11 protein-coding genes and 1 pseudogene are annotated in these 16,337 nt (G+C 48.9%); 8 read left to right on the top strand and 4 right to left on the bottom strand.

What is annotated here, in order from left to right:
* The first annotated feature begins 145 nt into the window (after positions 1-145).
* A complete protein-coding gene (locus AC07O1_RS25425) occupies positions 146-1,477 on the top strand; it encodes a deoxyguanosinetriphosphate triphosphohydrolase (RefSeq protein ID WP_494992447.1) in 1,332 nt (443 codons plus the stop codon).
* Positions 1,478-1,567: 90 nt separating this feature from the next.
* Here the strand turns inward: AC07O1_RS25425 and AC07O1_RS25420 are convergent, their stop codons facing one another.
* The gene (locus AC07O1_RS25420) at positions 1,568-1,768 is read right to left on the bottom strand and encodes a hypothetical protein (protein ID WP_495090570.1); all 201 of its coding nucleotides are present in this window, start codon (positions 1,766-1,768) and stop codon (positions 1,568-1,570) included.
* Here AC07O1_RS25420 and AC07O1_RS25415 point away from each other — a divergent pair.
* The 7 genes and pseudogenes from AC07O1_RS25415 (at position 1,757) to AC07O1_RS25385 (ending at position 12,285) form a co-directional block, all read left to right on the top strand.
* Complete coding sequence (locus tag AC07O1_RS25415) at positions 1,757-2,182, top strand: response regulator (RefSeq protein WP_495090569.1); 426 nt, start codon at positions 1,757-1,759, stop codon at positions 2,180-2,182. The genes AC07O1_RS25420 and AC07O1_RS25415 overlap by 12 nt on opposite strands.
* Before the next feature lie 252 nt (positions 2,183-2,434).
* On the top strand, positions 2,435-3,061 hold the full coding sequence (locus AC07O1_RS25410) for a response regulator (protein ID WP_494992449.1): 627 nt from the start codon (positions 2,435-2,437) through the stop codon (positions 3,059-3,061).
* An 8-nt stretch (positions 3,062-3,069) separates the two neighbouring features.
* Positions 3,070-5,400: pseudogene (locus AC07O1_RS25405) on the top strand (transporter substrate-binding domain-containing protein); the annotation flags it as partial.
* A 591-nt stretch (positions 5,401-5,991) separates the two neighbouring features.
* Positions 5,992-8,100, top strand: a complete 2,109-nt coding sequence (locus tag AC07O1_RS25400) for a hypothetical protein (protein ID WP_495090568.1) — start codon at positions 5,992-5,994, stop codon at positions 8,098-8,100.
* Complete coding sequence (locus AC07O1_RS25395) at positions 8,090-10,378, top strand: site-specific integrase (protein WP_495090567.1); 2,289 nt, start codon at positions 8,090-8,092, stop codon at positions 10,376-10,378. The genes AC07O1_RS25400 and AC07O1_RS25395 overlap by 11 nt, the downstream gene beginning before the upstream one ends.
* 3 nt (positions 10,379-10,381) lie before the next feature.
* Complete coding sequence (locus AC07O1_RS25390) at positions 10,382-10,915, top strand: hypothetical protein (RefSeq protein WP_495090566.1); 534 nt, start codon at positions 10,382-10,384, stop codon at positions 10,913-10,915.
* A 68-nt stretch (positions 10,916-10,983) separates the two neighbouring features.
* Positions 10,984-12,285: a tyrosine-type recombinase/integrase gene (locus AC07O1_RS25385; RefSeq protein ID WP_495090565.1), complete on the top strand. Its 1,302-nt coding sequence runs from the start codon at positions 10,984-10,986 to the stop codon at positions 12,283-12,285.
* 110 nt (positions 12,286-12,395) lie between these two features.
* Here AC07O1_RS25385 and qatC read toward each other — a convergent pair whose 3' ends face one another.
* The 3 genes from qatC to AC07O1_RS25370 are packed head-to-tail and all read right to left on the bottom strand — an operon-like array spanning position 12,396 to position 16,262.
* Positions 12,396-13,706 carry a Qat anti-phage system QueC-like protein QatC gene (gene qatC, locus AC07O1_RS25380; protein WP_495090564.1) on the bottom strand — a complete coding sequence of 437 codons (1,311 nt, stop codon included), beginning with the start codon at positions 13,704-13,706 and terminating at the stop codon, positions 12,396-12,398.
* Positions 13,703-14,458 carry a Qat anti-phage system associated protein QatB gene (locus AC07O1_RS25375; RefSeq protein ID WP_495090563.1) on the bottom strand — a complete coding sequence of 252 codons (756 nt, stop codon included), beginning with the start codon at positions 14,456-14,458 and terminating at the stop codon, positions 13,703-13,705. Before AC07O1_RS25375 ends, qatC begins: the two co-directional genes overlap by 4 nt.
* A 1-nt stretch (position 14,459) precedes the next feature.
* Positions 14,460-16,262, bottom strand: coding sequence for a KAP family P-loop NTPase fold protein (locus AC07O1_RS25370; protein ID WP_495090562.1), 1,803 nt, complete (start codon positions 16,260-16,262; stop codon positions 14,460-14,462).
* Between the last annotated feature and the right edge of the window lie 75 nt (positions 16,263-16,337).

The following is a 16,337-nucleotide window of genomic DNA, read 5'->3' as shown; positions in this document are numbered from 1 at the left end:
GACTCGTCACAGCGCCTTGGCTCTGGGCCGCCGGCATCCGAATTTGAGCTAACGAACTAGCCACACAGGCCACTAGTTCCACTTGCAGCGAGGTGCGCGAACCGGGAAGCTAGGGTCTGTTGACACTCGCCGGAGAGAACCAGCCTTGGATTGGCAAACCCTGCTTACCCGCGAACGACTCGGAAAGCCGTTGCACAGCCCGGAAGAACTCGGCCGCAGTCCGTTCCATAAAGACCACGACCGCATCATCTTCTCTGGCGCCTTTCGCCGTCTGGGCCGCAAGACTCAGGTGCATCCGGTTTCCAGTAACGATCATATCCATACGCGTCTGACCCACTCCCTGGAAGTAAGCTGTGTGGGTCGCTCACTGGGCATGCGCGTGGGAGAAACGATCCGCAGCGCCCTGCCTGACTGGTGCGAACCCAGCGACTTGGGCATGGTGGTGCAATCGGCCTGTCTGGCTCACGACATCGGCAACCCACCGTTCGGTCACTCGGGCGAAGATGCGATCCGCCATTGGTTCCAGCAGGCCGCAGGCCGCGGCTGGCTTGACGACATGACCGAAGTCGAGCGCAATGACTTCCTCAATTTCGAAGGTAATGCTCAAGGTTTTCGAGTGCTCACCCAACTGGAATACCACCAGTTCGATGGCGGTACGCGGCTGACCTACGCGACACTCGGCACCTACCTGAAATACCCGTGGACCGCCCGTCACGCGGACTCATTGGGCTACAAGAAGCACAAGTTCGGTTGCTATCAGAGCGAGCTGGCGCTGCTGGAGCAGATTGCTCATAAACTCGGCCTGCCTCAGCTTGAGGAACAACGCTGGGCTCGTCATCCTCTGGTCTACCTGATGGAGGCCGCCGACGACATCTGCTACGCCTTGATCGACCTTGAGGACGGCCTGGAGATGGAGCTTCTGGAATATGCCGAAGTCGAGTCTTTGCTGCTGGGGCTGGTCGGTGATGATCTACCGGAAACCTATCGCCTGCTCGGGCCGCAGGATTCGCGTCGGCGCAAGCTCGCGATCCTGCGCGGCAAAGCTATTGAGCACCTGACCAATGCCGCCGCACGAGCGTTTGTTGAACAACAGGATGCGCTATTGGCCGGCACACTCCATGGCGACCTGGTCGAACATATGCACGGTCCAGCCAAGCGTTGCGTTTTGAATGCCAAAGACATGGCACGCAAGAAAATTTTCCAGGACAAGCGCAAGACCTTGCATGAAATCGGGGCTTACACCACGCTGGAAATTCTGTTGAATGCCTTTTGCGGTGCCGCCCTGGAACAGCATGGAGGTCGTACGCCATCCTTCAAAAACCGTCGCATCCTCGACCTGCTGGGTAACAATGCCCCCGACCCGAGCCGGCCTTTGCACGCATCCTTCCTGCGCATGATCGATTTCATTGCTGGCATGACAGACAGTTACGCCAGCGAGATGGCGCGAGAGATGACCGGACGCTCCAGTCCGCAGTAAAAACTATCGGTCAGCCGTGTCAGAAACTCCCTCTGCGACTGACCGAATTTTCTCAAACTTCGGGTACATCCCAGCACCCAGAGAATCCCCCTACAGTACCTGCTGAGCAAACTGATCGAATTTATCTGCATATTCGCGAAATAATCGCCCTCCATCCTGTACGACATAATGAACCGACCCCATCGTCCACGGACCGTCAATAAAGCGATCCCAAGGCTGGCGATCCATTGCCCGGTCGTTGAACTCGACCAGGATGGGCTCTTGCGCATGGAAAACGATATGCTCAAACACGACGTGCGCATCCTGCTGGTGGAGGACCATCCTTTTCAGCTGACAGCAACCCAATGTCTACTTAACAGTTATGGCTTCCACCAGTTGACCCCGGCCCACAATGCCGAAAGCGCATTAAGGCTAATGCAACAGGCACAAATGCCATTCGAAATTCTCCTGTGTGATCAGTGCTTGCCAGACCTTCTGGGTCTTGAACTGATTGACCTGGCAAGCCGTCAAGGTTTTATACACAGAGCCATCATTTTAAGCAGCCTCACTCTGAATGAACTGAACGAGCTGAAAAACCAGGCGAGTGAGCGCGGCCTGCCACTACTCGGTTACTTGACCAAACCGCTGAACCACCGGGAACTGAGAACGCTACTGGTCTGCGCAGCAATAAAGAGCGAACCCACAACAAGCGGCTCACGTGTTTAAGAAATCAGCCACACTTCGAGTAGGAATATTTACGAGCCCCCAGTGAAAAACACCATATTTTAAATCACTTCCACTTACATATCGGTTAAAAATCGAGTCACCATTCCACCAAACCTTGCCCAAGGGTAATCCATCGCCTTTTCTCATGTAGGACTCATCCTATATTGCACCAGCAGACCAGTCAGTTCATGCCTGTGCGCCCCCATCTGAGCTAAGGTGCGCGCTTTGTTTGCGCTCACATGGGATTTGATTATGAACTCGGTTTTTATTGTCGACGACCACCCCGTTATCCGCCTTGCAGTCCGTATATTGTTAGAGCATGAAGGCTATAGAGTAGTCGGTGAGACGGATAATGGAGTTGATGCCATGCAAATGGTCCGGGAATGTATGCCGGACCTGATCATCCTCGACATCAGCATTCCTAAACTCGACGGACTGGAAGTTCTCTCGCGTTTTAATGCAATGAGTACGCCCCTGAAAACGTTGGTTCTGACGGCACAATCACCCTCCCTTTTTGCCATCCGCTGCATGCAATCCGGAGCCTCCGGTTATGTCTGCAAGCAGGAGGACTTGAGCGAATTGATAAGTGCCATCAAAGCGGTCCTCTCCGGTTACAACTACTTTCCGAGTCAGGCCTTGAACCCTGCTCGACTGGATGACAAATCATCTATCGAGCTGGACTTATTTAAATCGGTCAATGACCGAGAGCTCATGGTACTGCAACTATTTGCTCAAGGCCGTACAAACAAGGAAATTGCCAATGGAATGTTTCTTAGCAACAAGACCGTCAGCACCTATAAAAAAAGACTCATGCAAAAGCTCAAAGCCAAGTCCATGGTAGAACTTATCGAGATGGCAAAACGTAATGCGCTAGTGTGAGAAACAGGATGCCCTGGCGTTTAAAGGACTATTTAATATTATTGAGCGCAGGTTTTTGCCTGAGCACCTCTGTGTCTGCTACACAAAACGGTATCGAGCACTACACGCTGCTCAGTCGCTCAGGCGGCGGTCACATGGAAGTCCAACTGGACAGAACACAACTGCTGCCGGTCCAAAACAAGCGCGAACTGGTCCTGGGCACTTCCGCTGCGGATTACCCTCCCTTTGACTTGACCACCAGCGGTCATGACTACGAAGGGCTCACGGCAGATTACGCAGGTATCCTCGCAAAAACGCTGGCCCTGCCCATGAGGGTGCAACGTTTTGCCTCAAGGGAGGCAGCCATAGTGGCACTTGAGAAGGGATACATCGACCTGCTCGGTACCGCTAACGGCTTTGAGGCCAATAACCCGAACCTATTGCTTTCAACGCCCTACGCCGTGGACCAACCGGTCCTGGTGACTCGAAAAAGAGAAAACCGGTCGCTGACCGATGGCCTCGCGAACATGCGCCTGAGTATGGTCTATCACTACCTGCCGCTGGATGAGATAAAGGCGCTATACCCCAAGGCCATCATCACCACCTTCCCCTCGTATCAGAATGCGATCAACGCCGTTGCCTTTGATCAGGCGGATGTCTTCCTCGGCGACACCATTTCGACTCATTACATGATCAACAAGGGTTATCTGAAAAACATCCAGATGGCCAACTTCGGCAAACACGAGGCCAATGGCTTCAGCTTTGCGGTGCGCAAAGATGACCAGAACCTGCTCACTGTCATCAATGCGATCCTCAAGGCCGTTCCACCCGGTGAGCGAGAAAATATCGCTAAACGCTGGAGCGCCGGAAGCGACATTCTTCTCACTGACCACAAACTGCAACTGACCTCTGCAGAAGAGCGCTGGCTGACACAGCATCCGATTGTTCGCGTCGTAGTGAACGAGGCCTTCGCCCCACTCACCTTCTTCGACGCCGATAACAACTTGCGCGGCATCACCGCGGACCTGCTGGAACTGATCAGGCTGCGCACCGGCTTGCGTTTCGAGATTCAGCGCAGCCGCAGTGTCAGCGAAATGATCAGGCAGATTGAAGAGAACAAAGCTGACATCATAGCTGCCATCCCGCCCGGCAATGAACGGGAGAGCAAACTCAGTTTCAGCCGCCCTTATCTGGAAACCTCATATGTACTGCTGACTCAAAAAGGCTCCGCAAGCTTCGCCAACCTTGAGCAACTTCAAGGCAAACGTCTGGCAATCACCCGAGGCGATCCTTTGGTGAGTTTTCTGCGCAGTGAGTTTCCGCTCATCCGCCTGGTTGAGACCCGTGACACCTTCAGAGCGACCGAGCTGCTAGCCCAAGGCCAGGTCGAAGGTGCCGTGAATTCACTGGTGATCGCCAACTACTTCGTCTCATCGCAGGCGTTCCAGGACAAGCTCCAGATCAGTGCCACTATCGGGACCCGGCAAGCAGCCTTCTCACTGGCTACGGCACGAAGTGCGACGGAACTGAACTCCATCATCGACAAGGCACTTTTGAGCATTGCGCCGGACGAACTCGGAATCATCAACAGTCGCTGGCGTGGCCATACGGCGCCCGCCGACAGTTACTGGCGCAGCTATCACCGCCTGTTTTACCGGATTGTCTTGGGTATCGGTCTGCTGTTGCTGATTTCCCTGGCCTGGAATGCCTATATGCGCAGGCAAATCAAACAGCGGCAAATGGCCGAACGGGCACTCAATGATCAGTTTGAATTCATGCGAGCCCTGGTTAACGGAACGCCGCATCCTATTTACGTGCGTGATCGGGAAGGACGTCTACAAAGCTGCAACGACAGCTATCTGGAAGCCTTTTGCACCACGCGAGAAGAGGTCATTGGCAAAGACGTCATGCAAGGGGGGGTGAGCAACGAATTTGAAGCACGCGAATACCAGGCCGATTATCAACGGGTGGTGGCCGAAGGCATTCCTTTGATACTCGATCGCACGCTGCATATCGGCAAACGAGAACTGACAATCTACCACTGGATTCTCCCCTACCGTGACTCGACAGGAGAGGTCCGGGGCATCATTGGAGGCTGGATCGACATCAGCGAACGCCGCCAACTGCTCGATGAACTGAGGATGGCTAAAGAACAGGCCGATGACGCAAATCGAGCTAAAAGTACATTCCTGGCAACCATGAGTCATGAAATTCGCACACCAATGAATGCAGTGATAGGCATGCTCGAATTAACCTTGAAACGTGCTGACCAGGGTCACCTTGATCGCCCGGCCATTGAAGTAGCGTACAACTCGGCAAAGGATCTGCTGGATCTGATCGGCGATATTCTCGATATCGCTCATTTTCCTATATACGACAGCCGTCAAAAACCGCCACCCCCCAATAAATTCGATGACTCCGATGCAAATTTAGCGCTCTAAAAAACTTTGACGACTGTCAAAAGCCGTATGCATTCTACTAATATTATATGTAAACAATGTACCAATGATTAAATTTGTTCAGTACAAAAAACCCAGAGTAAAAACATTACAAAACCCTCAACCAACTGAATTAACAACTAAAAAAACATACAAAACGAAAACTCAGAAAAACCGTGAAAACTATAATAAGAAAACAACTAAACAATAAACACCATTACTGCAAATTACCTGCCAAAAAATACAAACCAACAGACGAAAACTAAAATTCTGCGCAACTCCAAAATAATAAAATTTCATAGTTGACACGGAAAAAAATTCACTGCTTCATATTGTGAATTCTAATCACCTAATTCTTCTATGATCGCTACGAGTTTCATCACAGGATTTCCACGACTGGCTATCAGTAGCGATGCGGCAATCATGTTAGAAAAAGGGATCGTACTTAATCCAAAGATCAGCAGATTGTGGCCCCGTAATTCCGGGCTAATGAACGCATTCCTAGACATCTCCATGCGTCGACTCGAACTTTATAGCATGACCTCTCAGGAAAAAGCGGAGTCACTTCTAGAGGGACTCGAAGGCTTTCTTTTGCAAGAAACCTCGTACCCACGACGAGTCGTATCAAGTATTTATTGTGCCATCCTTAAAATGCTTTCATTGTGTTTTGGATTTGCTCTTTCGCCCAATAAGTTAAGGGGCAACAATTCAACACGACGCACAAATGATTCCATTATCACATATGGATCAACCTTTAAGGATGAAGACAAACGCATTTATTACCAAGGTTGGTTCGTCCCGTGCCAGTCGGGAGAGCTGACATTTATTGACCTCTCTAAATTTTACTTACAGTATGGAAGAACCCTAACAAACTATTATCTTGGAAGAATTACAAAGAAGCTATCCAGCTACAGCCATCACTCAGTAAAAAACTATACCGAGCGCTTGAAATTCATTAACACTTCACTGTACTTGTCTTACAGCACAAATAGGGAGCTTCAAGATCTGAAGGATCCCTTGAAAGTTAATAACTTCACGGAAAAGAGCTTCACATATGGACTGCTGAAGGCGATAGCCTCAGAGAACGATCTTAAGACCTATTACAAAACTTGGGCTCAGACAGTTGCAATTTTTGAAAAGGTGCTCGCTGGCTCTATTTTTGTGGCCGAGCCTGCTTATCAGATAATAGCGCCTAACTTTAACACCTCAGTTTATAGCAAAACTGATGAGTATGATAAAACGTTGACCCCGATACCTCTGACGCTAAAAGACGACGACGCATTAGACGCATTAAAGAATGCACTTGAGCAAAATCGCGACTACATCATAAAAGTTTGCAGAAAAACTTGCGCTCAAGAACTTGCGCGCTATCGGCACTCGATAAACGCTGCAAAACGAGGAAAAGTCATTTCTCACGATGATAACCACGCCAATATTGATTATATCTCGACAGCAGATCTATGTGCCACTTGGCATAAGAATCCATATTTCAACAAACACCTTTTAGACGATTTAAACATTACCACCGAAGTTATCCAAAGCTCCATATATACCCTAAGATCTCAAACCTTGCTGCCTTTTTTGTATCTTCTGAGTATCGAGCACCCGCAAATCACACCTTCATGGTTCTCAGCATTTGAGTTATACAACAAGAAAGGGAGGATGACCGGCTTTACACAAGCTGGAAAAGGATATAAAGCACGCAGTCGAAAAGCGCGTGCCAATAAAATTCAAATCATATCGCTAAGCCATAAATCGACGAAGTTATTCAAGGCAATAGTAAAACTCACATCAGAGGCACGCTTATATTTAAAAAAGTCAGGAGGAGATGATTGGCGGTATCTATTGATGGGATGTAGAACTGGGCTAGCTGCGCCGACTCGGATGAAAATCATACCATCCTTGAAGTACCTAAATGAGACACATATATTCAAACGTAACCTTCTGACTGGAGTCGAAGCGACTCCTGCGAATGAATATACTCCCACGTTGGTTGACAGACTGACGCTGAGAACTGCTCGTGCAGATCAGCTAGTTATAAAATACTTAGCTTCATTGAGTGAAAGCGCAGTTTCTAAAGAAGCAGGTCACTCCCAAAATAGCGGGCGACTTATAACCATCTACATACCGCCAGCGGTCCGACACTTCATAATGGACCGATGGATTAGGCAATTTCAGAACGCAATTATCTATGACGTCATGAAGAACAGCCCATACTTATTGAAATGCATGGACTTCAATAGTGAAGAAGAACTTGATTGGTTCCTTCAGAACATTCGGCCGGACTACGATTTTCAGATAAACGCTCCCCGCCAAAATGACTCAAATGCTTACGAAGCGAACGCGAGCGATAGGGTTTACATCACCTTAAACAAAGAGAAACTGATCGTGCTGCTTTCTCTTTACGAGATGGTCACTGATGCAATTGCTACCGCCAAAAAAGTAACAAATACAGCGATGAAGTGGTATCGGATAGCATGCCTAGTCAGGATAGCTGGGGGGTTGGCGAATGATGGAGTGCTAGGTGGAACCTGCTCCCTTGCGGCGGCATATTTATTGAAAACAACTCAACCCTCCTTTGAAATTGCAGAACGGCTGAATAGGGTAGTATATGGTCATTAAACCAAAAGTTGAACAACCGAAAATCTCCCCAGAAGAAGCCAAAGCCCTCTTGGAGAAGTTCAACAATCCAAACAACCTGCATGCTCAGGACCAAATACGAGACCAAGTATTTTCGACGCTCACCGTAGGTACGACCATTTTTCATCCTTATTGGTTCTCTGAAGATACAGAATATAGCCATGATGTGTGGTGCCAGGAGCTTCCGGATGGTCACGGGGGATTCTATGTACGAACAATCGACTTCAGGGTACGCCTGCCGAATGGTCTACTCCTTACACATCAAAAAAACAGAAAGCTCTTGGCGTTCATTAGATACATGATGGCCATTCAAATTCATCCTAGATTTAACGGGAGCTTTTATAAGCCAACGTATGCGCAATCACTTCTTACGAAAGCTCTTTACGTAGCAGACTGGATTTTACTCAATGTCGAACGTTTCAAGATCACAGAATACGATCTCGGAATTATTAATGAAAACGACTACACCTACCTCTTAACACTTGTAGCAGATCTCCCCATTAACGAAGCCGTATACAACTTGCCATCAAGAACAGAGAAATATATTAGGCAAGAAATACAATCTATAAATGAACGCGACTTTGCAGAGGCGCTAAAAACTGAGCCTCGGCTGAGGTATTTGGCTCCTGAATCGACGCGACGCTTGAATTTAACCGACGATGAGATTGTTCGCGCTCATTACATTTTCTGGAAAAAAGGCTGGTATCGTGCAAATCGAGGAGCCCTTGTATTGAACAACTCAGACTTACTGAGAGTTTTATATAAGGATACTTTGCACGGAATGAACCAACGCCCTCCCCGCTTTGAGGAACTCGACGCTGGACTTGAATATTATGCAACAGAGTTTGATGCTGTCGACGTTAGACGGGGCTACCATGAAGGTTTATGCAATAAAGAGCTTAGGGTATATATAGATACTCTACGTAAGGCGCAGTCATTCGAATCCAATGATGGTTTCCATATAGACAAAAAAGCAATTTTATCTCTTTCCGTCAAGAGTATTTTAGCTGGTCGTATCAGAAAGCCTGACGGGCGTTTTTCTACTCTCCCATTGGAGGTGATAGGAAGCGTCCTACATGACAGCTTGGAATTTCTTATTTGCCACACCGACATCATTCTCGAACATATGGCTTGTGCGTTACTGGAACATAAATTAAATGGCACTCCCAAGAAGCTACCAATTAGTGAAAGCTACAAACCTTTGATCACCCTCGACACTGATTTCCCCTCACCTGGTCGTTGGTCGCTGTATAGAAACTCACCTTCATTTTATACTGATTTGAGAAACGGGGTCGGCCTGAGTGAGTTGTATCAAGTACTGGTGGGCGCCGCATGCATCAGTATATGTTCTTTATCTGCACGCCGTCGCTCTGAGCTTATCAGATTAGACTCGCAGACATGCTTGAAACCAGATCTGGATCCGAACAATAAAAAGAATCAGAGCATTCAATATAGTTTAGAGTTTCAGCCAGCCAAAACTGGCGCAGGGGAACAACGTGAAACTATAATCCGACCAATACCCCGTGTCGTCGCGAAAGTTATTTACTCCTTTCAAAAATTCAATAAAAGACTTGCAGAGTCCGGAATATCCCCCCCTAAATGCCATCTCTTTCAATCAATAAACCGTCACGATGGCAGTATAACCAACGGCTCTAGCATGGGAATATATGATAGCTTCGATATGGCCTCAGATTACTTCGAATCTGAATGTGTGTTAGACGCAGATGGAGTTCGTCGTCGACATTACGTCCGCCCACACCAACTTCGACGTTTTTTTGCGATGGTTTTCTTCAATTCTTCTGGTGAGTTCAAGACCCCTGCTATCTCTTGGATGTTAGGGCACACCGATCTTTCCAGTTTTTATCGCTATGTAACGGAGGTCGTGGGCGGTCGAGCAATGAATGAAGCGAAGGCATACGCCCTCCATAAAGCCGTCGCAGATAGCGTCAACAATCCCATCCAGAATATCGACAGCCTCATGAAAAAGCTCAAACTTGATTACAACACGAAGGCTATTCACATCAAAACCTCAAAAGAGATTAACGAAGACCTTGGTTATCTTTCGTCCGAAAACCTGGTAAACCTAGAACCAACTTTTGAGGAGTATTTGCGCGGCGAAAACATCGAGCACGATCTGCTTAGTTATCTAAGACAAGGAGAGATTTCGCTAGACCCTAGTTTTTTTGATATCAAAGATAAAGATGGAATTCTGATACACAAATTTACCCTTCTGGTAAAAGTTACAGACTTGGATGATTAATTCATGAGAAACGCATACAGCGCATCCGTCCATAAAAAATTTCGCTTGCTCTTAAACATTCTTAACGACTCCGAAAAACACGAGTCGTTGCAAACGATACGTGATGCGTTAATCACGCAGAAAAAATTTGCAAAACTCAGCGACCCTGAAAATCAAATCATTGGTTGCTCTTTGAATTCATTTAAGTCCGCTGCCGATATAGTCATCCCTGGTGGTTTTAATGTCATAGACAAACTGCGACAGCAGGTTCTCAGCAAATTGAGTTCTGAACCGCCACCGCCAGAGCGATCCGACACTGTGAGATCTCTACAAGAGAAAAACAAACGCCACAAGGAAAATATAAAAAACCTAGAGGAGCATATTTTACGTTTGTCGTATGTTCATCGAAAAGTAATGCATATGTACGAGCGTGCCGCATACCTACCTCCGGAGTTAATCAAACCGGTTTACTTAAAAGATCGAGAAGAGATTTACACTTTAATCTCCACCTTAGAACTCACTGAGTTTTGGAGTTTGGCATGCGCAGAGCCCCAGTAACAATGATCACGTCCGTCTCCCCTGACTTTGAACTACCAGGTGTAGTTCTACCAGATGGAGGAGTTGAAATGAAAAAGGCCGGATCGCTCCCAATAATTCGATTACCTAATGGCTCAATTTGCCATTTCGCGAATATGTTTGTCCTTGAGCTTTATTCAAGCGGCTACTCTCTCATAAACAGAGGGGGAACGGTTCGGAGCTATCTATCGCTTCTCAGCCACATAATCATGTACGCTTATAACAATCAGATATCATTCCTAAACTTCACAGATACCCGCTTTCAGCATTTCATGCTTACGCTCAAAGCAGTTTCCGCAGACGGCTCAAAGCTACGCACAGAAAATCAACAAATCGAAATTATATTTATGAGTCTTGATTTTCTTGAGTTTATCGGCACTCATGTGGGGCGAATAAATTTCGTTGGTAAAACCGGCGTAATCCGCGCTGAAAGAGTTCTATCTAATGGAAAAGATAATGACGTCCCCTATTCCTCACGCCCCCGCTGGACTATAGAAAATCTCCCAAGGTCATCTGACCCTGGGCATGGAGTCGCAATCGGGGTCGATGCACTAAAAGCTTTAAAGGAGACTACAAGTAAATCGTCATCTACGTTTTTATCTCAGCGTAATTTTCTGATAATTGAAATAATGGAAGCGTCAGGTGCTCGTAGAGGAGAAACTACTCCCATTATGGTGGCCCACATACTGGATGCACTGAACAATTTCTCAGCCCCCAACAGCTTAACACTTACAACACTAAAGCATGGTCAACTTGAATACCGAGAAGTGATAGTCCCGCGATCTACACTGGAAATTGCTTATGAATACATTAAAAATTCAAGACGCATAATCATAAAAAATACAATTGGAAAACCCCATGATCATGGATTTCTTTTTATATCTGCTAGGACAGGAAGGCCACTTTGCACAAATTACATAACTACTATTTTTTCAAATCTACGCAAAGAAAGTGGAATCACTGAAAAAGCTCATCCGCACCAACTCAGGCATTTGTCCGCTCAAAACAAAAGCAACGATTATAATTTACTTCTTGAGTCGGGACTAGATACTTCAACGCACAGCCCGAATCGACGAGATCGCATGCGAAAACAAAAACTCAAGCAGCATCTTGGGCATCGTGGAGACCAATCACCCGATCACTACATCCAGCAAGCCGAAGATGAAATATCACAACTATCTCTTTCTGACAAACTTGTCGCTAGAGAGCAAGCTTTGCGGAAGCATTCAGACCAAATAAAAACCATGCAAAAATTCTCTCAAGAAATGACAGCTCGCGAGTTTCGCGATTTCTCTCAACGAATGTTTACTGCAATGCTGGATGATCTTGGCGAAAACTACTCACCCGTCTAGCTCAACGACTTATTGAGTATACAACTACTACACTCCAGGCCATCTCATTAGCGTTTGCTTCTGAGATGGTTATCTTCCGACATTCAGATGTCTATGAGAGCCGCACACACTCAGAGAAGCCCAAGGCTATCCAGATAGGTTCCTACCTCCTTCATACCTCTTGCAGCCACGTCGATCAAATTATCGCGAGTATGGCGTTCTGTCGGCAACGGACCAGCTTGGGGAACCCACCTGGCAGCGTCAACCTTAGGTAGTCGCCGCGCGGCTAGGATCATTGCCATAAGATCATCTCTAGCGGTGCTGTCGTTCATCACAGTAGCAAGGTCACGACCCTTGGTATTGTAGTTTGTAGCATCGACCATGTTAGCTGCATGGAAGGAAGCACGCCGGATGATGCAGGGAACACATTTGCCACATTGCACATGTGATCGCTTCCATTTACCGCAAGAGACGGTCTCGGACACCAGTTGCTTGAGGGTGGCTTGATCCAAACACTCCAGCAACATTTCACCCTTGGTTTTTAGCGAATATGGATTTACGACCTTCACCGGGAGGCCGACTGTATCCAGTACTTGCTGGAACAACTCCAAGAAGTGAGGATGGGTTGTTCTGGTACTGAGCGCACCAATGCGTCTTCGCGTCATTGGTGGATTGAGGGCGATCAATCCGTTCTCAGGAACGAACAACTCTACTGGGGGACCAGCAACCCGGAGCTGTGCAAGGGTCGATCCTACGAGCGTACCGTATGCGAGGAAATTGAAGCTTCGCGTACGCATCTGCACATCGGTCGGAGTGCCCAACCATGAGATTGGGTGGGCTACAGCAGCGAACCTGGAAACGTTGACTGGAAGCTGATCACGGATCGCGATCTGCTTCTCAGAATCACCTCTATAGGCATGGCTGATCAATAGAGGGCGGCGCCCTTTGGCCAGTAGATCCAGCGCTCCAATCCCGCTGTCCATGCCACCCGAAAAGAGGCTCACGCAATCATGGCCCGCCATGACCGTTATTCGGCCACGGTTCTGCGCATTTAACTGACGCGGTCCGTCTGGCAACAACACAATCTCCCAGATGTCCCCGCTGAGAAAATGGAGGGCCTTCTGAAGTAGAGGTACAGCTGGTTGCCAACGATCTGGATCAGCTATCGGAATCGATAAACGCAGAGCCCGTGCCCATCCGTCATCAGCATCAGCTTTATCAACAAACGTATCTGCGGCGGTGACTGCCATCGCGATGGTCAGGAGGTCGAAACCAACCCTACTCACAGGTGCGCCTAAACGCCTTACCGCAGCTCTCACTGGCCCGCCAATGGAACAGGCTCCCCGAGCATGAGGTCGACTGCCGTACATGAGTACTGGAATCACATTATCCGAGGGTGGCGGCAATAAATGCGGTTCATGCTGAAAAATAAGATGCTTCACTGTTCGTAGCTCTCCCACTCACTCCAGACTTCCTTGATAGCCAGAAGCTGCACCTGCTCAACTCGGGCGGAAGAAAATGCTTTCAAATTTCCACTCAACAAAGGACGCATGTGCTTGTCAGTGACCGACTCGACTAGTGAATTTAAATCCTTTTCAGCCTGCTCCACTTGACCGGCTGACTTTGCCTTTGCGAACGCATCGTTCGAGTCCAGAACGACCTGACTGAAGACACAATTGGTCACGTAGACCAGCATCATCTGCACCAGCATCTCATCCGTGATGCTTGAGAAATCGAATTCGTCATAGCCTTGCAGGCACTCTGAGAGCGCTTCATTCATTGCTACTCGAACTCGATCCGAATCACCGTCTTCAGTGGCAAGGGCCTGCACAATAACGCTGATGGCAAGATCGGTGTCTTGACCATTCAGCGAAGCCAAATCAAGCCCAGGCAACGACTGCCCTTCGCGAAATGCAGCCATTGCGCCAAACAGCGCTCCGCCTGCCCCTGCCATTGACCCAAATCTGGCAGGACCAATCGCGCTGCCGCCAGTCGCGGCACCTGCATAACTGCTAACTGCTGAGCGGAGGTAATCACCGTCGCCGCTGGCGACGAATCTCCCCAGGTTGGTGCGGAAGTCCTTAAAACGCTGTGGGGGTGCCTCAGGTATTGCGGGCTGACCATCCGTATCTACCCATCCTGGGACGTATGGTGAATTTCCTCCAGGCCCTTTACTCGATGTAGAAGTCCCCATATCACTTCGACTCTTTTGGTTTGAACCAAGCGGTGCCCTTTACCTTGGCGCTGAGCCACGGTTTGAGCTTTCCTGGCATCACTGTATGAATGAAGTCAGACAGAAGTGCACCTGCGTCGGCGGAGTGCTCTGCGAGTAGCTGTGCTCCGTCGAAACCGAGCGCTTTTTGAGACCAATCAGAATGAGGCCGCATTGACTCAATGAGCTGAGCCATGAGCAATCCACGCTCCGGCACAGGAACACTCTGGATTGCGGAAATAGCGGATGGAGAGGACGTGTTATTGGTCCGTTTCAAAATGCCCAATGCGTTCGCTGCGTCTGCTGACAATCCTGCGCGGAGGACTCGCAACGGAGTGGTTTCACGGCTTAGGTAAACAATTGGGCGAAGATCGACGTTGGCCAGTGGCGGCTCTAGAGTTAACCACTCCCTTAACAAATCGCCCTTCTCTTTCCATACCTCAGGGCAGGCAGCCTTGAATTTGTCTGGGTCTTCCAGGAGGGTTTCCAGCGTTGCCAAGATCTCAGGTTTTCCACCGGCGGCGGTATTGATGATGGAGTACAAATGTGCAATCGCTTTTTCTTCCATGCATCGTTCGAATAGCGCGACCTTCGCAATCAATGCTTCGTCCACCGGCATCTTCCGCAACTTTGCAACGCGGGCGCGCATGCGTACCACGTTGAGCATGCGCTTCACGATTCGAGGGTTTCCCGAGATCGACGTCGAATTGGCAAGCATGGGGGCGATGCGATCAGCTATGGGAAAAGCCTCGGCGACCTCTTTTGGCACACCCGCACCGAGAAGACTTAACGCCGTCTCAGTGCTTATGGGTTCATCTTTCCACGCTTGGCGAAGGTTCGCTTCGAGACCAGCTCTGAGGCTTTCAAGGCTGCCAGCAGTGGCATTACCGCCAGCGGAGGCGAAGAGCAGAAAAAGATATGCCCTCACCTCTTGGACTCCCAGCTTGGGGACCCGGACCGGCACCTGAATCAGCTTATCCAGGTAATCGGTGACATGCCGGTCGCCCGGATCCTTGAAGTGCTCACTGACAGAGTGACGGACCATGTCTTCGTCGGCAGCGACCACGAAAGCAGTGTGCCCCATAAAAAGAAAAAGACGCAGGGCCTCCAGGGTGTGAATGGTCTGCGTGGGTAGACACCGATCCAGATTGTCGACGAATACAACGAGTGTCTTGTTCAGACCGTCCAACACATCCGCGAACTCTTCTCTGAAGGCGGAGATCTGCTTGGGTGGCGTATTCTGCTTTTCGTCTGCGAGCAGACCAGAAAAGTGCTCTTTGACCTTGCCACCCTCTTCTTTCAGCGAGGCAACAGATTCGCTGTCTACATCGCCTGAGAAAAGATTATTGAGTGCCTCCACACCTTTTGCGCCAAAGCCAAACGCAGGCACCCCCATGGCTAGCGCGCCGCCTTCAACCATTAGCCCTAGTAACCGCATTTTCTTAACGCGAGAAACCAGCTTCTTTGCTTTCCCCAATAGGGATGGAGACGTTTGGGATGCGTCCATCAACGTTGACGCAATCACCTCCATTAGGGCGGCACGAGAGTCGTCAAACCCTTGATACAGCCAAGCATCAAAGCGTACGACAACAAACTCGCACTGTTTCTGATCGGGATTCAGACCATCCTCAATCAAATTCAACAACGTCGATTTGCCAGTGCCCCAAGAGCCGAAAACACCAACAGTGACCGGCCTCATGTTGGGATCTCGGATCACATCGATCACGAGATCGGCTACCTCCGAGTAATTCAAAAAATCTTGTTTCGTATCGACGTCAGCCCACATCTAGGCCTCCCTGCCTGCGGTCGCTTTTAGAAATTTGACATAGGGCGATGCACCCGTTCCGGTGCCCCATACAGT

The organism is Pseudomonas sp. GW821-FHT07G10, from assembly GCF_059418545.1.
This window is presented reverse-complemented; position numbering and strand designations above follow the sequence as displayed.

Excerpts from the sequence above, each read along its gene's own strand:
- AC07O1_RS25375 (WP_495090563.1), bottom strand. The coding sequence starts at position 14,458 with ATGGGGACTTCTACATCGAGTAAAGGGCCTGGAGGAAATTCACCATAC.
- AC07O1_RS25370 (WP_495090562.1), bottom strand. The coding sequence starts at position 16,262 with ATGTGGGCTGACGTCGATACGAAACAAGATTTTTTGAATTACTCGGAG.
- AC07O1_RS25400 (WP_495090568.1), top strand. The coding sequence starts at position 5,992 with ATGCGTCGACTCGAACTTTATAGCATGACCTCTCAGGAAAAAGCGGAG.
- AC07O1_RS25395 (WP_495090567.1), top strand. The coding sequence starts at position 8,090 with ATGGTCATTAAACCAAAAGTTGAACAACCGAAAATCTCCCCAGAAGAA.
- AC07O1_RS25410 (WP_494992449.1), top strand. The coding sequence starts at position 2,435 with ATGAACTCGGTTTTTATTGTCGACGACCACCCCGTTATCCGCCTTGCA.
- AC07O1_RS25415 (WP_495090569.1), top strand. The coding sequence starts at position 1,757 with ATGCTCAAACACGACGTGCGCATCCTGCTGGTGGAGGACCATCCTTTT.
- AC07O1_RS25385 (WP_495090565.1), top strand. The coding sequence starts at position 10,984 with ATGAAAAAGGCCGGATCGCTCCCAATAATTCGATTACCTAATGGCTCA.
- AC07O1_RS25390 (WP_495090566.1), top strand. The coding sequence starts at position 10,382 with ATGAGAAACGCATACAGCGCATCCGTCCATAAAAAATTTCGCTTGCTC.